A 21,387-nucleotide genomic window follows, 5' to 3' on the forward strand; every position below is an offset into this window, starting at 1 on the left:
CAGTATCATGGACCGGTTTTCCCGGTAATCCGCATTCACAAGGTTGGTTTCACTATGGAACAGGAACTTCACTTTATTGGTATCGATGTCTCCAAAGCTAAGCTGGATGTCGATGTGTTGCGACCTGATGGCCGTCACCGCAGCAAAAAATTTACTAACACACCTAAAGGTCACGAGGAGCTGCTCAGCTGGCTCCGCAGCCATAATGTGGCTCAGGCACATATCTGCATGGAAGCGACCAGCACCTATATGGAAGACGCAGCAGCATCCCTCAGCGATGCCGGTTTCACCGTATCCATCATCAACCCGGCTCTTGGTAAAGCCTTTGCGCAGAGTGAAGGCCTGCGCAGTAAAACCGATGCCGTTGATGCCCGTATGCTGGCAGAGTTCTGCCGGCAGAAGCGTCCGGTAGCCTGGGAGGCACCTCATCCGCTGGAGCGCGCGTTGCGGGCGCTGGTGCTGCGTCACCAGTCCCTGACAGACATGCACACGCAGGAGCTGAACCGTCGTGAGACGGCGCGGGAGGTGCAGATGCCGAGCATCGATGCGCACCTTCTGTGGCTGGAAGCGGAGCTGAAGCGGCTGGAGAAACAGATAAAGGACCTGACGGATGACGACCCGGACCTGAAGCACCGGCGAAAACTGCTGGACAGCATACCGGGTATCGGTGAAAAGACATCCGCGGTGCTGCTGGCGTATGTGGGGCTGAAGGACAGGTTCGGTCAGGCGCGGCAGTTCGCGGCTTTCGCAGGACTGACACCGCGGCAGCATGAATCCGGCAGCAGCGTACACAGGGCAAGCAGGATGAGTAAGGCTGGCCATGTCTCGCTTCGCAGGGCGCTGTATATGCCCGCGATGGTGGCGCTGTACAAAACGGAGTGGGGAAAAGCGTTCAGGACGCGTCTGGAAAAGAACGGCAAGGGAGCGAAGCTGATAATCGGAGCGATGATGCGCAAGCTGGCGCAGGTGGCGTATGGCGTCCTGAAATCAGGACGCCCGTTCGATGCCACATTACATCAGGAAAATGCTTGCGTGGCATAACAGTATCTACAACACCTTCAGATTTGCATCTTCCCTCCCCTCCCCGCACAATGAACGCCTGTCGCAGTAAAGACAAAAGGTAACCTATGAGTCAGAGTCATTTCTTTGCCCACCTCTCCCGCCTGAAACTCATCAACCGCTGGCCGCTGATGCGCAATGTCCGCACGGAAAATGTCTCAGAGCACAGCCTGCAGGTTGCGATGGTCGCTCACGCGCTGGCCGCCATTAAAAACCGCAAATTCAACGGTCAGGTCAATCCAGAGCGCATTGCTCTGCTGGCGATGTACCACGATGCGTCAGAAGTGCTGACCGGCGACCTGCCTACGCCGGTGAAATACTTCAACTCGCAGATTGCGCAGGAATACAAGGCCATCGAGAAGATTGCCCAGCAGAAGCTGATTGACATGGTGCCGGAAGAGTTGCGCGACATCTTTGAGCCGCTCATCGATGAGCATCAGTACACGGAAGATGAAAAGTCGCTGGTCAAACAGGCCGACGCGCTCTGCGCCTACTTGAAGTGCCTGGAAGAGCTGTCTGCGGGGAATAACGAATTTTTACTGGCGAAAACGCGTCTGGAAAAAACGCTGGACTCCCGCCGCAGTGACGAGATGGATTACTTTATGCAGGTGTTTGTGCCGAGCTTCCATCTTTCGCTGGATGAGATTAGCCAGGATTCACCGTTGTAATTTTTAGTTTGTAGGCCGGGTAAGGCGCAGCCGCCACCCGGCAAAATGCTCAGAACGGGAACAGGACCGGTATCAACACCACGCATACCAGCATCACCAGCACGGTGAACGGCACGCCCAGCTTCACGAAATCACTGAACCTGTAATTCCCGGGCCCCAGCACCAGCGTATTCACCGGTGAAGAAACTGGCGTCATAAACGCCGCGGAGGCCGCCATTGCGACCATCATCGCAAAGGGATACGGCGACACGCCCATGGATTTGGCCATCGCCAGCGCAATCGGCGCCATCAGTACCGCCGTCGCGGTGTTGGAGATAAACAGACCGATGGTGGCGCACATGATAAACAGACAGACCAGCATCATGTACGGCCCATACCCGCCGCCAACGTCCATTAAGCCTTTAACGATCAGATCCACCCCGCCGGTCTTTTGCAGCGCCAGCGCGAAGGGCATCATCCCGACGATGAGAATAATGCTTGGCCAGTGAATCGCTTTATACGCGCTTTCGGCGTCAATGCAGCGGAATTTGCCCATCAACAGGCAGGCGATAATTGCCGCGACCGGATTGGGGATTTCGTCGGTCAGCATCAGCGCCACCATCAGCACCAGACAAAAAATCGCGTGGGGCGCCTGGCTGTGCGCCGGGGAGGCGTCGCTCTCCTCGACAGGCATGTTGAGCACCACAAAATCGCGCCCTTTTTGCCCGAGCTGGCTAATCAGCTTCCAGTTACCGACAACCAGGAAGATATCGCCCAGCAGGATCGGCTCATCCACCACCGCCCCTTCCATCGCTACGCCATCGCGCTTCAGCCCCACGACATTCAGGCCATAGCGGGTTCGGAACCCCATTTCCCGCACGGTTTTACCCAACAGTTCCGATTCCGGGATCAGCGATACTTCAGCCATGCCGACATCCAGCGCCTGATCGGAGAAATACTCCCCGCGCAGCACCATCGGTTCCAGCAACTGCTCGCTGCAAAACTCGCGCAGATCCACGTCCGCGGTGGACATATCAATCAGCAGGACGTCCCGCGCGCGGAATTCCGACACCCCGTTGACGTTGACGATCACCCGGCGAAAACGACGCCAGCGCTCAACGCCAATCACGTTTGCGCCATAGCGCTCGCGCAGCTTCAGGTCGTCAAGGCGCTGTCCCACCATCGGCGAGCCGGGGCGAATAGCCAGACGGCGCGCCCGCCCGGTGAGACGGTACTCTTTAATCAGATCGCGGAAGGTGCGTCGCTTCCACCCTTCTTTATTTTTATCCTGTTTTTCACCTTTCAGGGCAAACCGGGTCAGCAGCATGTAGACCACACCCAGCACCAGAATGACCAGCCCAAGCGGAGTGACGCTGAAAAAACTGAAGCCCTGGAATCCTTCCCGGATCAGCTCGCTGTTGACGACCAGGTTCGGCGGCGTCGCTACCAGCGTCATCATTCCGCTGATCAAACCGGCAAAACTCAGGGGCATCATCAGGCGCGACGGCGAGATCTGCATCCGCATGGAGACGCTCAGCACCACCGGGATAAAGATGGCGACCACGCCCGTTGAGCTCATAAACGCCCCCAGCCCGGCGACGGTCACCATCAGGTAGATCAGCATTTTGGTTTCGCTGCTGCCCGCCACCTTCACCAGCCACGATCCCATGATGGTTGCCACGCCGGTGCGCACCAGCCCATCCCCGATAATAAACAGGGCGGCAATGAGGATAACGTTGGGATCGCTAAATCCGGAGAAGGCTTCCGGCAGCGTGAGCGTACCGCTCAGCACAAATGCGACGATGACAAACAAGGCGACGGCGTCCATGCGTACCTTGCCCGTTGCAAAAAGAAGGATGGCGATTAAAAGCAGGCTCAGGACCCAAATCAGTTCACCGTTCACAACATGTCCTTGTCAGTGGGAGATGAGGAATTGTGCCATAAAAAAGCCCCAGCAATGTGGGGCTATATCATGTGATTACATTTTTAGCGAGACGGTTACAACCTTGTCAGAGGCTTTCGAAACAGCCAGCGCCGTCAGTGAATCCAGCACAAAGTCTGCCTCTTCCAGGCGGGGAGATCCCGCCGGAACATTCACCGCGATAACGTGGCTTCCGGCGTTCAGCCCGGCCAGTACGCCAGCCGCAGCATCTTCTACTACCACACACTCAGCGGGGGCGAGGCCCAGCAGTTCAGCACCCAGTAAAAATGCATCGGGTTCGGGTTTGCCACGCTTAACGCGCTCCGCAGTGATAAACACTTCTGGCTTCGGTAAACCTGCCGCCTTATGACGGGCGTGGGCGACGGGAATGGAGCCTGAGGTGACGATAGCCCACGGGATCTGCGCTTCGTTCAGATGCTCAAGCAGCTCGCGCGCGCCCGGTAACGCTGTAATGCCGTCCGTATCCGTGGCTTCAATGTGTTCCAGGTATTTGAACTCCGCCTGAATTTCGTCCTCAGAGCGTCCGGCCAGGAAGTGCCGTAGCGAAGTGATGGCCTGTTTGCCATGGATAAAATTCAGCACGTCCTGATGGTCGATGCCATGTCGGTCAGCCCAATGGCACCATGAACGCTCCACAACCGGCAGCGAATCCACCAGCGTACCGTCCAGATCAAACAGAAAACCTCTACACTGCACACGCACCTCCGTCAGGCATTAATGATTTGTTGAATTTCGTTGCTGCTTAAATGGTACTGACGCGGACAGGCGTGCCACGCGCTCAGCATACGCTGATATTTCTCCCACATTGGGGTCTGCGCGTTGAAGCCGTGGGTGCCCGCATCAAAGTGGGTATAACGCCCTTCTGTATTCACCATAAAGCGAACATAGCTCAGATAACGCGCTTCCGTTGCGGCATCAAAGCCTAAGAAGGTCACGCGGCGCTCGTCAATGGACTGCTGATCTTTGAGATTCGTCCAGGACACGTGCAGGGCGTGATACATCTCCATAATGTCGATCACGATGCGACAGGTTTCTTCTTTCAGCTCGCCAAACTCACGGTCCAGTTCGCGCATTTGCAAACCAAAACCGCGTTCGACGATGGTTTGCAGGCGGCTGTAGCGCGCAGCGTTATCGGGATCAAGCATAGTCATCATCTTGTACTGGTTAGACAAAATCAGACGTTGAGCATGGGTCATTTCCATCTTTCGACTCCTGTAGCGCATTGCACTTTAAAAAAAAAGACACGGTAACTGATTGTTACTGTGCCTTCTTTTCGTCGTCGTTTCGATGATCAATCACAAGTCATCGAGGAATGTTTTATCCAGTTGCTTAAAAGCACGCTTTAACGTATCCGCCAGCGCCTGGTAATCCGGCTTGCCTTCAACCGGGGCGAGCGCCTGTCCGGCCTCCTCCAGTTTTCCGCGCACTTCATAAAACCAGTGTAAAATAGAAGGGGGAAGCGGGGTGATGGACCGTTTACCTAACCACCACAGGCCCTGCATCGGCAGGCTTAACGCGAAGAGCGCCGTCGCGACCGCAGGACCAAGCTGCCCGCCCAACGCAATCTGCCAGCACAGCGTAAAGACAGCGACAGGCGGCATAAAACGAATCGCATAGCGCGTGGCGCGAATGGTGCGATTCTCAATGAACATAGGCGCAAGGCGCTTTTCCATCGGCCACGTCTTTGCGTAATGCTGTCCCCGACGAAACAGACTAAAGAAATTTACGGACGGGTTCTCTGGTGTCGACATGGCTGTACCTCAACTTCACATATAAAAATTAAAATTTTCGTGCAAAACCACAACAAGCTATGACAACGTTCAAAATATTTTGTCATATCTACCCCGTATCGGGTATCCTGTGCCAGCCTGATAGGGCCATAGACGAGAATCATTAACTCGTCAAATTATTGCATATTATGCCATTGGCTGAAAATTGTGCAAAATGGCATAAAATCATAGTTATTTCTTCCATCATGCCACAATGTTCGTTTGGCATGATGTTAATCATAAATGTCTGAGTCATCATGCGTTACGCTGTTAGACTCACTGACGTTTTTTTAGCCACGTATCAATAATAGGTACTTCCATGTCGAGTAAGTTAGTACTGGTTCTGAACTGCGGTAGCTCCTCACTGAAATTCGCCATCATCGATGCGCTCAACGGTGACGAATACCTCTCTGGTTTGGCCGAATGTTTCCATCTGCCTGAAGCACGTATCAAGTGGAAGATGGACGGCAGCAAACAAGAAGCGGCTTTAGGTGCAGGCGCCGCTCACAGTGAAGCGCTGAACTTTATCGTTAACACTATTCTGGCACAAAAACCAGAACTGTCTGCTCAGCTGACTGCGATTGGTCACCGTATCGTCCACGGCGGCGAAAAATACACCAGCTCCGTCGTCATCGACGAATCTGTGATTCAGGGTATCAAAGACTCTGCGTCCTTCGCACCGCTGCACAACCCGGCTCACCTGATCGGTATCGCTGAAGCGCTGAAATCCTTCCCGAATCTGAAAGACAAAAACGTGGCCGTATTCGACACCGCGTTCCATCAGACCATGCCGGAAGAGTCTTACCTCTATGCCCTGCCATACAGCCTGTACAAAGAACACGGCGTACGTCGTTACGGCGCACACGGCACCAGCCACTTCTATGTGACTCAGGAAGCCGCAAAAGTCCTGAACAAGCCGGTTGAAGAACTGAACATCATCACCTGCCACCTGGGCAACGGTGGTTCTGTTTCCGCTATCCGCAACGGTAAATGTGTTGATACTTCCATGGGTCTGACCCCGCTGGAAGGTCTGGTGATGGGGACCCGTTCCGGTGACATCGACCCGGCGATTATCTTCCACCTGCACGACACCCTGGGCATGAGCGTTGACCAGATCAACAAAATGCTGACCAAAGAGTCTGGCCTGCTGGGTCTGACCGAAGTCACCAGCGACTGCCGTTACGTTGAAGACAACTACGCAGACAAAGAAGACGCTAAACGTGCAATGGACGTTTACTGCCACCGTCTGGCGAAGTACATCGGCTCTTACACTGCGCTGATGGAAGGCCGTCTGGACGCGGTTATCTTCACCGGTGGTATCGGTGAGAACGCGGCAATGGTTCGTGAACTGTCCCTGGGCAAACTGGGCGTTCTGGGCTTCGACGTTGATCACGAGCGTAACCTGGCTGCCCGCTTCGGCAAGTCTGGCTTCATCAACAAAGAAGGCACCCGCCCTGCTCTCGTTATCCCAACTAACGAAGAACTGGTCATTGCGCAAGACGCGCACCGCCTGACTGCCTGATTCCACACCGCCAGCAATGCTGGCGGTGCTGTTTTGTAACCCGCCCAATCGCGGCGGTAACGAAAGAGGATAAACCGTGTCCCGTACTATTATGCTGATCCCTACCGGAACCAGCGTCGGCCTGACCAGCGTCAGCCTTGGCGTTATCCGTGCTATGGAACGCAAAGGCGTTCGTCTGAGCGTCTTTAAGCCAATCGCCCAGCCACGTGCCGGTGGCGATGCACCAGACCAGACCACCACCATCGTTCGCAAGAATTCCAATCTGCCAGCGGCTGAACCGCTGAAGATGAGCCACGTTGAATCTCTGCTGTCCAGCAACCAGAAAGACGTGCTGATGGAAGAGATCATCGCTAACTACCATGCTAACGCGCAAGACGCGGAAGTGGTGCTGGTTGAAGGCCTGGTCCCAACGCGCAAACACCAGTTTGCCCAGTCTCTGAACTTTGAAATCGCGAAAACCCTGAACGCAGAGATCGTTTTCGTGATGTCTCAGGGCACCGACACCCCAGAGCAGCTGAACGAGCGTATCGAACTGACGCGCAGCAGCTTCGGCGGCGCTAAAAACACCAGCATCACCGGCGTGATCGTGAACAAACTGAACGCACCGGTGGATGAGCAGGGCCGTACTCGCCCTGACCTGTCCGAGATCTTCGACGACTCTTCCAAAGCAAAAGTTGTCAAAGTTGACCCGGCTAAGCTGCAGGAATCCAGCCCGCTGCCAGTACTGGGCGCGGTGCCATGGAGCTTCGATCTGATTGCCACCCGTGCAATCGATATGGCGCGTCACCTGAACGCTACCGTGGTTAACGAAGGCGACATCAACACCCGCCGCGTGAAGTCCGTGACCTTCTGTGCGCGCAGCATTCCGCACATGCTGGAACACTTCCGCGCAGGTTCCCTGCTGGTGACCTCAGCAGACCGTCCTGACGTGCTGGTAGCAGCCTGCCTGGCCGCGATGAACGGTGTGGAAATCGGTGCGATCCTGCTGACCGGTGCCTACGAGATGGATCCACGCGTCAGCAAGCTGTGCGAACGCGCATTTGCGACGGGCCTGCCGGTCTTCATGGTGAACACCAACACCTGGCAGACCTCCCTGAGCCTGCAGAGCTTCAACCTGGAAGTACCGGTTGATGACCACGAGCGTATCGAGAAAGTTCAGGAATACGTTGCGGGCTACATCAACGCAGACTGGATCGAATCCCTGACGGCGACCTCCGAGCGCAGCCGCCGCCTGTCTCCTCCAGCATTCCGTTACCAGCTGACCGAGCTGGCGCGTAAAGCGGGCAAACGCGTTGTTCTGCCAGAAGGCGACGAACCACGTACCGTTAAAGCGGCTGCTATCTGTGCAGAGCGCGGCATCGCGACCTGCGTGCTGCTGGGTAACCCGGATGAGATCACCCGCGTTGCGGCGTCTCAGGGCGTTGAGCTGGGCGCTGGCATCGAAATCGTTGACCCTGAAGTGGTTCGCGAAAGCTACGTTGCCCGTCTGGTTGAGCTGCGTAAGAGCAAGGGCATGACCGAAGCCGTTGCGCGCGAACAGCTGGAAGACAACGTAGTGCTGGGTACGCTGATGCTGGAGCAGGACGAAGTTGACGGTCTGGTTTCCGGTGCGGTTCACACCACGGCGAACACCATCCGTCCACCGCTGCAGCTGATCAAAACTGCACCGGGCAGCTCTCTGGTTTCTTCCGTGTTCTTCATGCTGCTGCCTGAACAGGTTTACGTTTACGGCGACTGCGCGATCAACCCGGATCCAACCGCAGAACAGCTGGCCGAAATCGCTATCCAGTCCGCGGACTCTGCGATTGCCTTCGGTATCGAACCGCGCGTAGCGATGCTCTCTTACTCTACCGGTACTTCTGGTGCAGGTAGCGACGTAGAGAAAGTGCGTGAAGCGACCCGTCTGGCGCAGGAAAAACGTCCTGACCTGATGATCGACGGCCCGCTGCAGTACGATGCTGCGGTAATGGCTGACGTTGCGAAATCCAAAGCGCCGAACTCGCCGGTTGCAGGTCGCGCTACCGTGTTCATCTTCCCGGATCTGAACACCGGTAACACCACCTACAAAGCGGTACAGCGTTCTGCAGACCTGATCTCCATCGGGCCAATGCTGCAGGGTATGCGCAAACCTGTGAACGACCTGTCCCGTGGCGCGCTGGTTGACGATATCGTCTACACCATCGCTCTGACCGCGATTCAGTCTTCGCAGCAGCAGTAATGTTAAAAAGCCCGGTGGCGCTAGCGCTTACCGGGCCTACGGTTTTGTAGGCCGGATAAGCGAAGCGCCATCCGGCAAGAAAGGCGACCACCTAACCGGTCGCCTTTTTTATTTACAGCAACTCTCTCGCCGCCGACACAATGTCATGTGCCGTCAGGCCATACTCCTTCTGCAGGAAATCCTGCGTACCCACCTGGCCGTAGCGCTCCTTGACGCCCACCCGCCGCATCGGTACCGGGCAGGTTTCCACCAGCACTTCCGCCACCGCCGACCCCAGGCCGTTGTGAATGCTGTGGTTTTCACAGGTGACGATGCGTCCGGTTTTCTCGGCGTAGTTTTTCACCAGCATCCGGTCGATGGGCTTCAGGGTAAACATGTCGATGACCGCCGCGCTTACCCCCTCCTGCTCAAGCTGGCGCGCCGCTTCCAGCGCTTCCGCCACCATGATGCCGTTGGCAATCAGGGTAATATCGGTTCCTTCGCGCAGCACGTTGCCTTTGCCGATGGTGAAGGTTGAGCCCGGGGCATACACGCTCGGTGCCTGCTTACGAATGGTCCGCACCCAGTAGAAGCCTTCGAGGTCGATAAGCTGGCGCAGCACGTCCCCGAACATCACCGCGTCGGTAACCTCCAGCACCACCGAATGCGCCAGGCCGCGCACGATGCCCATATCCTCAAATGACATATGCGTCCCGCCGTTGTGGCAGGCCGTCACGCCCGCATCCGAGGCAATCACCTTCACGTTGTTGCGCTGGTAGTCCAGGGACATAAACAGCTGGTCAAAGCAGCGACGGCTGGCAAACGCGGTGAAGGTGTGCACGAACGGTTTACGCCCGGTAAGCGACAGCCCCGCCGCGGTGCCAATGACGTTGGCCTCCATAATGCCGCAGTTAATCACGTGCTGCGGATAATCTCGCGCCACGCCGTCCATCGCCATCGAGCTCATCAGATCCGCTTCCAGGGCGATAATCTCGCTTCCTGCCTCAATCTGCTTTGCCACGAAGCCCGCGTAGACCTTACGCATCTCAACGGCGTCTTTCTGTCCTGCCGGTGCAACCTTAATCATGTGAAGCCTCCAGTTGGCGAATCGTCTCGTTGAGGGCCGCTTTGCTCTCCGCGGTCAATCGCAGGTGGTGCGAGTTGCTGAGCTGCTCCAGGTACGGCACCCCCTGCCCTTTGACGCTGTCGAGGATGACGACTAACGGACGTGCATCGGCAGCCGGGACCCGCGACGTTACCGCCAGCAGACCCGGAATGTCGTCGCCCTTCACCGTCGCTACGTCAAAGCCAAAGGCGCGGAATTTCCCCTCCAGGTCGAACGCGCTGATGATCTCGTCCAGCTCGCCGTCGAGCTGCTGTTTGTTCCAGTCTACGAACACCGTCAGGTTGTTCAGCCGATGGTGGGCGATAAACTGGAACGCCTCCCAGCACTGCCCCTCGTTCAGCTCGCCGTCACCGACGATGCAGAAGACCCGATTCGGTCGCCCCGCCAGCCTGTGCGAGAGCGCCATACCGCCAGCAATGGAGATCCCCTGCCCCAGCGAACCGGTGGTGGCGTCTACGCCGCGCGTTTTCAGACGGTCCGGGTGGCTTGGCAGGCGCGTGCCGTTCTGGTTCAGGGTGCTCAGCTCTTCCACCGGGAAGTAGCCCTTGATCGCCAGCGTGCTGTAGAGCGCCGGACCCGCATGACCTTTCGACAGGACAAAATAGTCTCGCTCCGGCCAGTCCGGATCCGCCGGGTCGATTTTCATCACCGCGCCGTACAGCACGGCCAGGGTTTCAACCACCGACATACTGCCGCCATAGTGTCCAAAACCCAGCTGCGTCAGGGATTTCAGCGTCTCAAGACGGATCTGACGCGCGAGTTCGGTTATCTCTTTCTCATTCATGATTTGGCTCCGGTGTTTTCCTGCGCGTTACCGCCCGCAGGTTTGTTTTTCGCGAAGACGTTGTACGCCACCAGCAGCGCGAACAACGCCACGACCAGTCCGGTGATGGCAAGCGGCGACAGGAAGCGCGCCAGGTTGCCGAGGACAATCCCGACCGCGCCGAAGTCGGCGTCCGAGAAGGTGGTATTGGCAAAGCCAATGGCGCCCAGCACCGGCAGCAGCAGGACCGGCAGGAAGGTGATCAGCAGGCCGTTAGCAAAGGCGCCAATCATTGCCCCGCGACGTCCACCGGTGGCATTACCGAACACGCCCGCCGTGGCGCCGGTGAAGAAGTGCGGCACCACGCCCGGGAGGATCAGCACCCAGCTAAACTGACCGCAGATGAACAACCCCACAATTCCGCCAAGGAAGCTGAACAGGAAGCCAATCAGCACCGCGTTTGGCGCATACGGATAGACCACCGGGCAGTCCAGCGCAGGACGCGCGTTAGGGACCAGTTTCTCCGAGAAGCCGGTAAAGGCCGGAACGATCTCCGCCAGAATCAGGCGCACGCCCTGCAGGATGATGAACACGCCCGCCGCAAAGGTGATCGCCATGATGATGGCGTAGACCAGGTAGTTCTGGCCGCCGCTGAAGGTGGCCTCCACGTACTCGCGCCCGGCGCTCACCGCGAGGATGAGGTAGATAATCATCATGGTCAGGGAGATGGAGATCGAGCTGTCGCGCAGGAAGCTCAGGTTCTTCGGCAGGTTCATCTCTTCGGTTGAGCGGGAGCCTTTGCCGACCTTGCTGCCAATCCAGCCGGACAGCACGTAGCCCAGCGTGCCGAAGTGGCCGAAGGCAATTTCATCATTGCCGGTAATGCGCTTCATGTAGCGCTGCGCAATCGCCGGGAAGAAGGCCATGATCAGGCCGAGGATTAGCGAGCCGGTAAAGACCAGACCCACGCCCTCAAAGCCCGCGACCGTCAGGATCACGCCAATCATGCACGCCATATAAAACGTGTGGTGTCCGGTCAGGAAGATGTACTTCAGGCGAGTAAAGCGCGCGACGATAATATTCGCCACCATGCCGAAGGCCATAATCAGCGCGGTCGCTGCACCGTATTTTTCCAGCGCGATTGACACAATCGCTTCATTGTTTGGAATAATGCCCTGGATCGTAAAGGCGTGTTCAAACATACCGCCCAAAGGATTTAACGACCCCACCAGTACCGTGGCGCCGCCACCCAGCACGATGAAACCCAGGATAGTTTTAATTGTCCCTTTCACCACGTCCGAAAACGCTTTTTTCTGCGCAACCAGACCAATTAGCGCAATTAAACCAACCAGCACCGAAGGGACTTTTAAAATATCAACAACGAAATTCAGCGTTTCAAGGATAAACATATCCACCTCGCCTTATCAGGGTTATTGTCTGTCGAACCAGGCGCGCAGCTGCGCTTCAAGTTCGTTGATGTCGATGATGTTGTTAATCACTACCAGCTGGCTTTCCGGCACGCTGGCGCTGGCCGCAATGTCTTTTGCCATCACGAAAAGATCGGCTGCACCCGCCGTAGCCGAGGAGAGATCGGAATGTTCAACCTCAGCCTCAATCTCCAGCTTTTTAAGCACCTTTTTAATATTCATTTCAACCATAAAACTGCTGCCCAGGCCGGAACCGCAAATAGCCATAATTTTCATTGTTGTCCCCTTGTTTTGAGTAGAGCACGCCCCATCACGCTGGCGCGTAATGTTGTGAATAATCGGATTAAAGAATTAAATCAGAAGCGGTCAATAATCGTTTTAATTTCCTCCAGGGTATTCGCCTGATGCAGTTCAGCCATATCTGCATCGCTGGAAAATAATTCAGCCAGCGCTGAGATCATCTCGATATGGCTATTTTTGTCGGGTGCCGCGAGCATAATAATGACATCGACAGGGTCAAACTCACCGGCACCAAACGAGACGCCCTGTTTTAGTTTTAATAAAGACAACCCCAGTCCTTTGGCGCCTTCCTCCGGCCGCGCATGCGGCATAGCCAGCCCTGGTGCCAGCACATAATAAGGTCCTAACGTGTGATGCTGCTGGATGATGGCGGTGACATATTCAGGCTCAATCACCTGCAAATCCAGCAGCGGCTTCGCGCACAGCTCCAGCGCCTGTGGCCAGTTTTCCACGCTATCCTGCAGCGTGATGGTTGTATCATATATCCATTTTTTGAGCACTTTTCACTCCCACGACACGCTTAAGATGAGCAAACTTTATTCAACACATCGCTGAATGACTGCGATCACGATCACAAAGATAGCGCTACCAATGGTTAACATGCAGAAATGTGATAGCGCTATCAAATTGCAATCACGCTGCTAAATCACAGCAAAAAAAGGGATTTAAGGCGTATACTGCCTGTCACGTGAAGCGAAGGAAATGAAGAACGCGTCTGGTCAGCAGGAAGGTGTATGTCTCTAACCCGAAAACGGCGCAGTACTGGTAAAGTGACACTCGCCGATGTCGCACAGCTTGCCGGTGTGGGCACGATGACCGTGTCCCGTGCACTCCGCACGCCCGAACAAGTTTCCGATAAACTACGAGAAAAAATTGAAGCTGCCGTGCAGGCGCTGGGCTATATGCCTAATCTTGCCGCCAGCGCGCTGGCCTCGGCGTCGTCATGGACGATAGCCATGGTGGTGCCTAATCTCTCAGAAGCCGGCTGCTCGGAGATGTTCGCCGGGCTACAGCAGGTGCTACAACCTGCCGGGTATCAGATCATGCTGGCTGAATCCCAGCATCGTCTTGAGCAGGAGGAGAAGTTGCTGGAGACACTGCTGGCGTCGAATATTGCCGCCGCTATCCTGCTCAGCGTTGAACATACCGACACCGTTCGCCACTGGCTGAAAAACGCCTCTATTCCGGTGATGGAGATGGGCGCCATGCGCGCCGACCCGATTGATATGAATATCGGGATTGATAACGTAGCGGCCATGTATGAACTCACGGAAATGGTGATTAAGCGCGGCTATCAAAATATTGGCCTGCTGTGCGCCAACCAGGAGCAGTGGATTTTCCAGCAGCATTTGCAGGGCTGGTACAAAGCCATGCTTCGCCACCATATGTCGCCGACCCGGGTCATTAACGCGGCGATGCCGCCGAGCTTCTCGACCGGCGCGGCACAGCTGCCAGAATTCCTGCTGGCGTGGCCGGAGCTGGATGCGCTGGTGTGCGTCTCTGACGAGCTGGCATGCGGCGCGCTGTACGAGTGCCAGCGCAGGCGAATCAAGGTGCCGGACGATCTGGCGGTGGTAGGCTTTGGCGATAGCGACGTGAGCCGCGTCTGTCAGCCGCCGCTGACGACGATGGCGGTGCCGCATCGTAAGATTGGAATTGAAGCCGGGAAAGCGCTGCTGGAGCGTCTGAATGACGGTGACTGGCGCGATCAAAAGCCCATCGCGTCCAGTCTGTGTCTGAGAGAGAGTTGCTGAATCTTACTCAGCCTCTTCCTCTTTTTCTGATTTGGTCGATTCGTTTTTGGCGTTGCGGGTCATCCACAGCGCCAGCGCTTTTAACGAATCCGGCGTAAACTCGTCGCAGCGCGCGGTGATCTCTTCCGGCGTCATCCAGCTGACTTCACTCACCTCTTCTTCCTGCAGGGCGAACGGGCCGTGAGAAACGCAGCTAAACAGCCCGCCCCAGACGCGGCAGTTTTCGTCTTCGAAATAGAACTGACCGTGCTCGGCAAACGGCACGCCGGCAATACCTAACTCTTCTTCCGCTTCACGACGCGCGGAATCCAGCAGCACTTCATCTGCCTGCACAACCCCACCTGCGGTGGCATCCAGCATACCCGGGAGAAAATCTTTGGTGTCCGTACGGCGCTGGACCAGAATTTTGCCCATCCCGTCATGCACAACAATGTACGTTGCGCGGTGGCGCAGACGCTCCGCACGCATTTGTTCGCGGCTGGCCTGCGCGATCACTTCATTCTCTTCGCTGACAATGTCAACCCACTCTGTACTTGCCAAATGACTCTGCTCCACCATCGGGAAACCTTCTCTTCTAAGCGCTCTTTCGGCGCGTTTGCAGTTGAGGTGTAACTTACGGATTAATCGCTATCTGCGCAATAACTTGCTGATCATTAAGTGCGATAACGCTCAGGGTATTTTCATCCAGCATGCCATAGCTCGCAGGATAGCCGCCTTTCGGTATGCTGACCGACCCCGGATTGAAGTGATAAATCTCACCGCGCTTTTCAGCAACCGGAATATGAGTATGACCGTAAACCAGGACATCGCCAGCCGCGAGCGCCGGGAGATTATCCGGACTAAAAAGATGCCCATGGGTCAGGAATAGTCGGCTTTGTTCCAGCAGCACCTGTTGCCACGGCGCAGTAAGGGGAAAATGCAGCAGCATCTGGTCCACTTCGCTGTCGCAGTTGCCGCGAACGGCGATAATGCGCGAGGCAAACGGGTTGAGCTTTTCCGCGACCTGTGCAGGGGAGTAGCCCTCCGGCAGCGCGTTTCGCGGGCCGTGATTGAGCACATCCCCCAGAATAATCAGCCACTGCGCGCCGCTTTGTGCAAACAGGGTGAGGACACGCTCGGTAGCGGGCAGCGATCCATGGATATCCGACGCAAACATCAGTTTCATCAGTCACTCCTCGGGAAAACAGACTGCCCCCATCATACCTGAAGCGTCAGGGCTTATCAGCCCGCGCGCTTAGCCGAGAGTGCCACATAGCGCTGCACGGAGGCGCGCTGCCACTGAAACGCGGCATAATCCACCAGCAGCTGGGGCACCTCATCGCCGTTGAGGATCAGGCGGTTAAGCATCAACGCCAGATCGGTGTCAGCAATGCACCACTCGCCGAACAGGTTCGGGTTGCCGTGGGATAGCAGCGCGGTGGCGGTTTCAATCAGTTTCTGTGCGCTTTCGCTGCCTTCTGCGCTGAGCGCTGGCTTTTTCACTCCGGCAAACACGACGTCCGTCGAACGTTCCACGCGAATCGGCACCAGATCGCTTCGCAGCCACGCCTGAATCTGTCGCGCCCGCGCGCGTTTTTGCAGATCGTGCGGATAGATGCGCTCCCACTCAGGCGGCGCAAACCGATCTTCCAGATATTCATCAATCGCCGACGATTCGCTCAGGGCAAAACCGTCAATCTCCAGCACCGGCACGCGCCGGGTCAGGTCGTAACCTTGCCACTGCGGTTTGAGGTGTTCACCGCCGTCGAGATCGACGGTCTTCAGCGTAAAAGTGAGCCCTTTTTCGGCCAGCGCAACGTATACGCTCATAACATAGGGAGAAAAGAAATTCGCATCGGACCACAACGTGATTACGGGCTGGTTCATAACATCCTCATAGGCTGATCGGTTTTTACTCAACATATAATCTCTTTGCCTCGCTGTCACTTGATGAAAACTCACGATTTACAACAACCACCTATACTCATTTGTCATGGCACCACTCTTCGCATGGACAGGAGTTGAGAATGATCGACCTTTATTACGCCCCTACCCCAAACGGCCATAAGATCACCCTCTTTCTTGAAGAAGCCGAGCTGGATTACAGGATCATTCGCGTGGATATCAGCAAAGGCGATCAGTTCAGCCCTCTCTTTCTGGCTATCTCGCCGAATAATAAAATCCCGGCCATTATTGATAACCAGCCGGCGGACGGGGGCAGACCGCTGAGCCTGTTTGAATCCGGTGAAATTTTGCTCTACCTGGCGGAGAAAACCGGCAAACTGCTGAGCGGCGAACTGCGCGAGCGTCACCATACCCTGCAATGGCTCTTCTGGCAGGCGAGCGGGCTGGGGCCCATGCTGGGTCAAAACCATCACTTTACCGCTTACGCCCCGCGGCCCATTCCTTATGCGATAGAGCGCTATCAGGTAGAGACTCAACGGCTGTATGACGTTCTGAACCGTCGGCTGGAGAAAACGCCGTGGCTCGGGGGCGATCATTACAGTATTGCTGACATCGCCTGCTGGCCGTGGGTGAATACGCATGAAAAGCACCGCATTGACCTGGCCTCTTACCCGGCGGTGAACAACTGGTTTGAGCGCATTCGAACCCGCCCAGCCACCGAGCGGGCGATGCAAAAAATCCAGCAAATTTAACCCCGTATGAGGCTGGGTGCCTGTGAGGCTCTCATGTATTATGGGCAGGAAATACTGACACGGAGAAGACCTGCAATGTCACAGCCAGATGCTGTTATTCGTATAAAAAATTTACGCTTGCGTACCTTCATCGGTATCAAAGAGGAAGAGATCGCCAACCGTCAGGATATTGTCATTAATGTGGTGATTCACTACCCCGCAGACAAAGCGCGCGCCAGCGAAGACATCAACGACGCGCTGAACTACCGCACAATAACCAAGAACATTATCCAGTTTGTCGAGAATAACCGCTTCTCTCTGCTGGAAAAATTAACTCAGGATGTGCTCGATATCGCACGCGAACATCACTGGGTCACTTATGCTGAAGTTGAGATCGATAAACTTCACGCCCTGCGCTACGCCGATTCCGTCTCCATGACGTTAAGCTGGCGACGCCAGGCGTAAACCTGGAGGTTGTATGAAGATTTTGCTGACCGGCGGTACAGGCCTGATTGGTCGTCACCTCATTGCGCGTCTGCAGGCCTTGCATCACGACATTACCGTGGTCACGCGCAGCCCGGAGAAAGCGCGCCAGGTGCTGGGGGCGGGTATCGATATCTGGAAAAATCTGGCTGAGCAGCAAAATCTGGACGGCTTCGACGCCGTTATTAACCTCGCGGGTGAACCCATCGCCGATAAGCGCTGGACGGAAGAGCAAAAACAGCTGTTATGCAGCAGTCGGTGGAACATCACCGAAAAGCTGGTCGAGCTGATCCGCAATAGCCACACGCCGCCTTCGGTGTTGATTTCGGGTTCAGCGGTGGGCTATTACGGCGATCTCGGCGAGGTGGTGGTAACCGAGGAAGAGCCGCCCCATAACGAGTTTACCCATAAACTTTGCGCCCAGTGGGAGCGTATCGCCTGTGCGGCGCAGAGCGATCGTACCCGTGTCTGCCTGCTGCGGACCGGCGTCGTGCTTGCGCCGAAAGGCGGTATTCTGGCGAAGATGCTTCCCTCTTTCCGGCTCGGACTCGGCGGCCCCATCGGCAATGGTCGTCAGTACCTGGCGTGGATCCATATCGACGATATGGTCAACGGTATTCTCTGGCTGCTGGATAACGATCTGCGCGGGCCGTTTAACATGGTTGCGCCGTATCCGGTGCGTAATGAACAGTTTGCCCACGCGCTGGGACATGCCCTGCACCGCCCGGCGATTTTACGCGTACCTGCCACGGTCATTCGTCTGATGATGGGTGAAGCGTCCGTGCTGGTATTAGGCGGGCAGCGGGCGCTGCCAAAACGGCTGGAAGCGGCCGGCTTTGCGTTCCGCTGGTATGAATTAGAAGAGGCGCTGGGGGATGTGGTGCGGTGAATATGTTACAGTGACAGGCCATGTTCCGAAGAAATGGCGTAACAATGGCAACGATCACCACTCCCCGGCTTCACCTCACTCCTTTCGAACCCACTGACTGGGCCTTCTTCCGCTCGCTGCGTGAAGATCGCAGCATCATGCGCTACATGGCCGCCATCACGCCGGAAAAAGAGACCCGACGCGTGTTTGCCGCACGCCTGATGGCGGAGCATGTCTTCGTGATCCGCTCTCTGGAGGACGATGCGCCGCTGGGCGATATTGGCCTGCAAATCAGCCCTGAGAATCGTGAAGAGGCCGACATCGGCTACACGGTCGTGCCTGCCGCGCAGGGAAAAGGGATTGCCAGCGAGGCGCTGCGCGCGGTGTGTGAGTACGCGTTTAACCAGACCAGCGTGAAAGCGATTAACGCGTACGTGCTGGCGGATAACGGCGGTTCGGTGCGGGTGCTGGAGAAAGCCGGGTTTGTGCGTACGCAGGTGCTGGAAAAGGCGTATGAAATTGACGGCGTGCGCTATGACGACTGGGTGTTTCGACTGGAATGCGGTGCGGCCTGAATGCCGGGCGGCACTGCGTTTGCCCGGCCTACGGTTTTTGTAGGCCCGGTAAGCGAAGCGCCACCGGGCGATTGGGCTGCACTGCGGGCTGATGCCCTCTTTACTTCAGAGATCCTTTGAGGAACTGCTGCAAACGCGGACTTTGCGGGTTCGCCAGCACCTCGTCCGGGTGGCCCTGCTCTTCAATTTTCCCCTGATGCAGGAAAATCACGTGGTTCGAGACGTTACGGGCAAAGCCCATCTCGTGCGTCACCACCACCATCGTTTTGCCCTCTTCGGCCAACTTCTGCATGATGCGCAGCACTTCGCCAACGAGTTCCGGGTCCAGCGCGGAGGTCGGTTCGTCGAACAGCAGCACCTCCGGTTCCATCGCCAGCGCGCGCGCGATGGAGACACGCTGCTGCTGACCACCGGAGAGATGCACCGGGTATTTCATCTGCTGGCGCTCGTCGATACCCACTTTCGCCAGGTATTTCACCGCACGCTCGCGGGCTTCCTGCTTGCTCAGGCCCAGCACCTGAATCGGCGCTTCCATCACGTTCTCCAGCACCGTCATGTGGCTCCAGAGGTTGAAGTGCTGGAACACCATCGTCAGGCGCGTGCGCAGCAGGCGCAGCTGATGTTTATCCGCGACCTTCAACTGGCCGTCTTTGTCACGGACCAGGTTAATATTCTGCCCGCTCACCACAATCGAGCCTTCGCTCGGCTTTTCGAGGAAGTTAATGCAGCGCAGGAAGGTACTTTTACCCGAGCCGGATGAGCCGATGATACTGATCACGTCGCCCGCATTTGCCTGCAGCGACACCCCTTTCAGCACTTCATGTTCGCCGTAGCGTTTGTGCAAATCAATAACGTTTAATTTGTTCTCAGCCATCATCTTTCTCAGTGCGTCGAAGAAGGTTTTATATGCTGCAACCAGCGTTTTTCAGCCTTACGGAACAGGCTAATCAAAACATAAGAGATAATTAAATAGAGCACCGCCGCAATGCCAAACGCGGTAAACGGCTGATAGGTTGCGGAGTTAATATCGCGCGCGATTTTGAGCAGGTCCGGCACCGTCGCGGTAAAGGCCAGCGCGGTGGAGTGCAGCATCAAAATCACTTCGTTGCTGTACGCCGGTAACGCAATACGCAGTGCCGACGGCAGAATAATGCAGCGATAAAGTTTCACTGAGGAAAAGCCGTAGGCGCGCGCCGCTTCAATCTCACCGTAAGGGACAGAGCGAATTGCCCCCGCGAAAATCTCGGTGGTGTAGGCGCAGGTGTTGAGCGTCAACGCCAGCACCGTACAGTTCAGACCGCTGCGGAAGAACGCATTCAGCATCTCAGTGCCTTTTACGATCTCAAGCGTATACATCCCCGAATAGAACACCAGCAGCTGCACGTACAGCGGCGTACCGCGAAACACGTAGGTAAACAGCCAGATCGGGAACTGGATAAATTTATTGTTCGACACGCGGCCAATGGCAAGAAATACCGCCAGAACGCCGCCCATCACCACGGAGGAGATCAGTAGCCAGAGCGTGATCGCCACGCCGGTAAAGCGGTAGCCATCCGTCCACAGCAGGGATTTCCAGTATTCCTGAATAATCTCAATCACAGGTCAGCCCTCTTCACACCCACGGAGTAGCGACGCTCAAGCAGAAGCAGCACACCATTGGAGACGGTAGTAAAGACCAGATAAATCACGCCGCAGACCACCGCAAAGTAGAACGGCTCCCAGGTGCTCTTGCCCGCCAGCTGAGTCGCTTTCACAACGTCTTCCAGACCGAGCAGCGAGACCAGCGCTGTCGCTTTGAGGATAACCTGCCAGTTGTTGCCGATGCCCGGGAGCGCGTAGCGCATCATGGCCGGGAACATAATCCGACGAAACGTTTGTGAAGAGGTAAAACCAAATGCGGTTGCCGCCTCAATGTGGCCCTTCGGCACGGCCATGTAGGCACCGCGGAAGGTTTCGGTGAAGTAAGCACCGTAGATAAAACCGAGGGTAATAATACCGGCCACCATCGGGTCGATATCAATTTGTCCCATGCCCATCGCGTCCGTTACGCTGTTCAGCGCAATCTGCAGACCGTAAAAGATAAGCAGCATCAGCACCAGATCGGGAACGCCGCGAATAAGCGTGGTGTAGCCTTCAAAAATTAGCGCCAGCGGTTTGTTAGCCGAAAGCTTCGCCCCTGCGCCTGCCAGACCTATCAGCACCGCCAGCACCACGGAGCTGATAGCCAGCTCAAGGGTGACAAGCGCGCCCTGTAAAATAACGCCAGAAAATCCGTACAGCATACCGCGAGCCCTGTCGTATCGTGAGTGGTGGAACCGTGTCTTTTCCCCTCCCACTGCG

24 protein-coding genes are annotated in these 21,387 nt (G+C 56.3%); 9 read left to right on the top strand and 15 right to left on the bottom strand.

Annotation, left to right across the window (positions count from 1 at the left end; all coding sequences use genetic code 11):
- Window positions 1-54 precede the first annotated feature (54 nt).
- Together V1566_RS18880 and yfbR are read left to right on the top strand one after the other, a co-directional pair.
- Window positions 55-1,041, top strand: coding sequence for an IS110 family transposase (locus tag V1566_RS18880; protein ID WP_395303481.1), 987 nt, complete (start codon window positions 55-57; stop codon window positions 1,039-1,041).
- Between the two features lie 86 nt (window positions 1,042-1,127).
- Window positions 1,128-1,727 (top strand): 5'-deoxynucleotidase, encoded by a 600-nt coding sequence (gene yfbR, locus V1566_RS18885; protein ID WP_395304313.1) that lies wholly within the window; start codon window positions 1,128-1,130, stop codon window positions 1,725-1,727.
- Window positions 1,728-1,776: 49 nt separating this feature from the next.
- Here the strand turns inward: yfbR and V1566_RS18890 are convergent, their stop codons facing one another.
- The 4 genes from V1566_RS18890 to yfbV all read right to left on the bottom strand — a co-directional run bounded on the left by V1566_RS18890 (window position 1,777) and on the right by yfbV (window position 5,399).
- Window positions 1,777-3,609, bottom strand: a complete 1,833-nt coding sequence (locus V1566_RS18890) for an SLC13 family permease (RefSeq protein ID WP_063145417.1) — start codon at window positions 3,607-3,609, stop codon at window positions 1,777-1,779.
- Between the two features lie 75 nt (window positions 3,610-3,684).
- Complete coding sequence (locus V1566_RS18895) at window positions 3,685-4,344, bottom strand: sugar phosphatase (protein WP_395304314.1); 660 nt, start codon at window positions 4,342-4,344, stop codon at window positions 3,685-3,687.
- An 11-nt stretch (window positions 4,345-4,355) separates the two neighbouring features.
- Entirely contained in the window at window positions 4,356-4,850 is a 495-nt protein-coding gene (locus tag V1566_RS18900; protein ID WP_023312542.1) for a YfbU family protein, read from the bottom strand.
- Between the two features lie 93 nt (window positions 4,851-4,943).
- Window positions 4,944-5,399, bottom strand: coding sequence for a terminus macrodomain insulation protein YfbV (gene yfbV / locus V1566_RS18905; RefSeq protein WP_023312543.1), 456 nt, complete (start codon window positions 5,397-5,399; stop codon window positions 4,944-4,946).
- Window positions 5,400-5,736: 337 nt separating this feature from the next.
- Between yfbV and ackA the strand changes: the two genes are divergently transcribed.
- Complete coding sequence (ackA, locus tag V1566_RS18910) at window positions 5,737-6,939, top strand: acetate kinase (protein ID WP_395304315.1); 1,203 nt, start codon at window positions 5,737-5,739, stop codon at window positions 6,937-6,939.
- 76 nt (window positions 6,940-7,015) lie between these two features.
- Window positions 7,016-9,157, top strand: a complete 2,142-nt coding sequence (gene pta, locus V1566_RS18915; protein ID WP_395304316.1) for a phosphate acetyltransferase — start codon at window positions 7,016-7,018, stop codon at window positions 9,155-9,157.
- A 112-nt stretch (window positions 9,158-9,269) separates the two neighbouring features.
- Here the strand turns inward: pta and V1566_RS18920 are convergent, their stop codons facing one another.
- The 5 genes from V1566_RS18920 to V1566_RS18940 form a co-directional block, all read right to left on the bottom strand.
- Window positions 9,270-10,223: a transketolase family protein gene (locus V1566_RS18920; protein ID WP_395304317.1), complete on the bottom strand. Its 954-nt coding sequence runs from the start codon at window positions 10,221-10,223 to the stop codon at window positions 9,270-9,272.
- A complete protein-coding gene (locus V1566_RS18925; RefSeq protein ID WP_213820409.1) occupies window positions 10,216-11,046 on the bottom strand; it encodes a transketolase in 831 nt (276 codons plus the stop codon). The genes V1566_RS18920 and V1566_RS18925 overlap by 8 nt, the downstream gene beginning before the upstream one ends.
- Complete coding sequence (locus V1566_RS18930; protein WP_023336412.1) at window positions 11,043-12,434, bottom strand: PTS ascorbate transporter subunit IIC; 1,392 nt, start codon at window positions 12,432-12,434, stop codon at window positions 11,043-11,045. Before V1566_RS18930 ends, V1566_RS18925 begins: the two co-directional genes overlap by 4 nt.
- A gap of 21 nt (window positions 12,435-12,455) precedes the next feature.
- Window positions 12,456-12,728, bottom strand: a complete 273-nt coding sequence (locus V1566_RS18935) for a PTS sugar transporter subunit IIB (protein WP_395304318.1) — start codon at window positions 12,726-12,728, stop codon at window positions 12,456-12,458.
- 80 nt (window positions 12,729-12,808) lie between these two features.
- Window positions 12,809-13,252 carry a PTS sugar transporter subunit IIA gene (locus V1566_RS18940; RefSeq protein ID WP_395304319.1) on the bottom strand — a complete coding sequence of 148 codons (444 nt, stop codon included), beginning with the start codon at window positions 13,250-13,252 and terminating at the stop codon, window positions 12,809-12,811.
- Window positions 13,253-13,486: 234 nt separating this feature from the next.
- Between V1566_RS18940 and V1566_RS18945 the strand changes: the two genes are divergently transcribed.
- Window positions 13,487-14,506 carry a LacI family DNA-binding transcriptional regulator gene (locus V1566_RS18945; RefSeq protein WP_395304320.1) on the top strand — a complete coding sequence of 340 codons (1,020 nt, stop codon included), beginning with the start codon at window positions 13,487-13,489 and terminating at the stop codon, window positions 14,504-14,506.
- Window positions 14,507-14,509: 3 nt separating this feature from the next.
- On the opposite strand, the gene yfcD is transcribed toward V1566_RS18945, so the two are convergent.
- Genes yfcD through yfcF form a run of 3 tightly spaced genes read right to left on the bottom strand, consistent with a single transcriptional unit; the run spans window position 14,510 to window position 16,372 of the window.
- The gene (yfcD, locus tag V1566_RS18950; RefSeq protein WP_023312551.1) at window positions 14,510-15,064 is read right to left on the bottom strand and encodes an NUDIX hydrolase YfcD; all 555 of its coding nucleotides are present in this window, start codon (window positions 15,062-15,064) and stop codon (window positions 14,510-14,512) included.
- 55 nt (window positions 15,065-15,119) lie between these two features.
- A complete protein-coding gene (gene yfcE / locus V1566_RS18955) occupies window positions 15,120-15,671 on the bottom strand; it encodes a phosphodiesterase (protein WP_395304321.1) in 552 nt (183 codons plus the stop codon).
- A gap of 56 nt (window positions 15,672-15,727) precedes the next feature.
- Window positions 15,728-16,372, bottom strand: coding sequence for a glutathione transferase (yfcF, locus tag V1566_RS18960; protein WP_395304322.1), 645 nt, complete (start codon window positions 16,370-16,372; stop codon window positions 15,728-15,730).
- 140 nt (window positions 16,373-16,512) lie between these two features.
- Between yfcF and yfcG the strand changes: the two genes are divergently transcribed.
- The 4 genes from yfcG (at window position 16,513) to V1566_RS18980 (ending at window position 19,047) form a co-directional block, all read left to right on the top strand.
- On the top strand, window positions 16,513-17,142 hold the full coding sequence (yfcG, locus tag V1566_RS18965; RefSeq protein ID WP_395304323.1) for a GSH-dependent disulfide bond oxidoreductase: 630 nt from the start codon (window positions 16,513-16,515) through the stop codon (window positions 17,140-17,142).
- Window positions 17,143-17,217: 75 nt separating this feature from the next.
- Entirely contained in the window at window positions 17,218-17,586 is a 369-nt protein-coding gene (folX, locus tag V1566_RS18970) for a dihydroneopterin triphosphate 2'-epimerase (protein WP_395304324.1), read from the top strand.
- A 13-nt stretch (window positions 17,587-17,599) separates the two neighbouring features.
- Window positions 17,600-18,493 (top strand): TIGR01777 family oxidoreductase, encoded by an 894-nt coding sequence (locus V1566_RS18975; RefSeq protein ID WP_395304325.1) that lies wholly within the window; start codon window positions 17,600-17,602, stop codon window positions 18,491-18,493.
- A 44-nt stretch (window positions 18,494-18,537) separates the two neighbouring features.
- Complete coding sequence (locus tag V1566_RS18980; protein ID WP_395304326.1) at window positions 18,538-19,047, top strand: GNAT family N-acetyltransferase; 510 nt, start codon at window positions 18,538-18,540, stop codon at window positions 19,045-19,047.
- A 100-nt stretch (window positions 19,048-19,147) separates the two neighbouring features.
- Here V1566_RS18980 and hisP read toward each other — a convergent pair whose 3' ends face one another.
- From hisP to V1566_RS18995, 3 genes are read right to left on the bottom strand one after another with little or no spacing between them, the layout of a single operon-like run.
- Window positions 19,148-19,921 carry a histidine ABC transporter ATP-binding protein HisP gene (gene hisP / locus V1566_RS18985; protein ID WP_023312558.1) on the bottom strand — a complete coding sequence of 258 codons (774 nt, stop codon included), beginning with the start codon at window positions 19,919-19,921 and terminating at the stop codon, window positions 19,148-19,150.
- Window positions 19,922-19,929: 8 nt separating this feature from the next.
- Window positions 19,930-20,646: an ABC transporter permease gene (locus V1566_RS18990; protein ID WP_014071132.1), complete on the bottom strand. Its 717-nt coding sequence runs from the start codon at window positions 20,644-20,646 to the stop codon at window positions 19,930-19,932.
- Window positions 20,643-21,329 carry a histidine ABC transporter permease HisQ gene (locus V1566_RS18995; protein ID WP_014832782.1) on the bottom strand — a complete coding sequence of 229 codons (687 nt, stop codon included), beginning with the start codon at window positions 21,327-21,329 and terminating at the stop codon, window positions 20,643-20,645. Before V1566_RS18995 ends, V1566_RS18990 begins: the two co-directional genes overlap by 4 nt.
- Window positions 21,330-21,387: the final 58 nt, after the last annotated feature.

It is taken from the genome of Enterobacter sp. ECC-019, from assembly GCF_043974075.1.
Taxonomy (GTDB): domain Bacteria; phylum Pseudomonadota; class Gammaproteobacteria; order Enterobacterales; family Enterobacteriaceae; genus Enterobacter; species Enterobacter asburiae_D.

Bases quoted from the DNA above. Each gene is read 5' to 3' on its own strand.
- V1566_RS18880 (WP_395303481.1), top strand. From the start codon at position 55: ATGGAACAGGAACTTCACTTTATTGGTATCGATGTCTCCAAAGCTAAG.
- yfbR (WP_395304313.1), top strand. From the start codon at position 1,128: ATGAGTCAGAGTCATTTCTTTGCCCACCTCTCCCGCCTGAAACTCATC.
- V1566_RS18900 (WP_023312542.1), bottom strand. From the start codon at position 4,850: ATGGAAATGACCCATGCTCAACGTCTGATTTTGTCTAACCAGTACAAG.
- yfbV (WP_023312543.1), bottom strand. From the start codon at position 5,399: ATGTCGACACCAGAGAACCCGTCCGTAAATTTCTTTAGTCTGTTTCGT.
- ackA (WP_395304315.1), top strand. From the start codon at position 5,737: ATGTCGAGTAAGTTAGTACTGGTTCTGAACTGCGGTAGCTCCTCACTG.
- V1566_RS18920 (WP_395304317.1), bottom strand. From the start codon at position 10,223: ATGATTAAGGTTGCACCGGCAGGACAGAAAGACGCCGTTGAGATGCGT.
- V1566_RS18925 (WP_213820409.1), bottom strand. From the start codon at position 11,046: ATGAATGAGAAAGAGATAACCGAACTCGCGCGTCAGATCCGTCTTGAG.
- V1566_RS18930 (WP_023336412.1), bottom strand. From the start codon at position 12,434: ATGTTTATCCTTGAAACGCTGAATTTCGTTGTTGATATTTTAAAAGTC.
- V1566_RS18935 (WP_395304318.1), bottom strand. From the start codon at position 12,728: ATGAAAATTATGGCTATTTGCGGTTCCGGCCTGGGCAGCAGTTTTATG.
- V1566_RS18945 (WP_395304320.1), top strand. From the start codon at position 13,487: ATGTCTCTAACCCGAAAACGGCGCAGTACTGGTAAAGTGACACTCGCC.
- yfcD (WP_023312551.1), bottom strand. From the start codon at position 15,064: ATGGTGGAGCAGAGTCATTTGGCAAGTACAGAGTGGGTTGACATTGTC.
- yfcE (WP_395304321.1), bottom strand. From the start codon at position 15,671: ATGAAACTGATGTTTGCGTCGGATATCCATGGATCGCTGCCCGCTACC.
- yfcF (WP_395304322.1), bottom strand. From the start codon at position 16,372: ATGAACCAGCCCGTAATCACGTTGTGGTCCGATGCGAATTTCTTTTCT.
- yfcG (WP_395304323.1), top strand. From the start codon at position 16,513: ATGATCGACCTTTATTACGCCCCTACCCCAAACGGCCATAAGATCACC.
- folX (WP_395304324.1), top strand. From the start codon at position 17,218: ATGTCACAGCCAGATGCTGTTATTCGTATAAAAAATTTACGCTTGCGT.
- V1566_RS18975 (WP_395304325.1), top strand. From the start codon at position 17,600: ATGAAGATTTTGCTGACCGGCGGTACAGGCCTGATTGGTCGTCACCTC.
- V1566_RS18980 (WP_395304326.1), top strand. From the start codon at position 18,538: ATGGCAACGATCACCACTCCCCGGCTTCACCTCACTCCTTTCGAACCC.
- hisP (WP_023312558.1), bottom strand. From the start codon at position 19,921: ATGGCTGAGAACAAATTAAACGTTATTGATTTGCACAAACGCTACGGC.
- V1566_RS18995 (WP_014832782.1), bottom strand. From the start codon at position 21,329: ATGCTGTACGGATTTTCTGGCGTTATTTTACAGGGCGCGCTTGTCACC.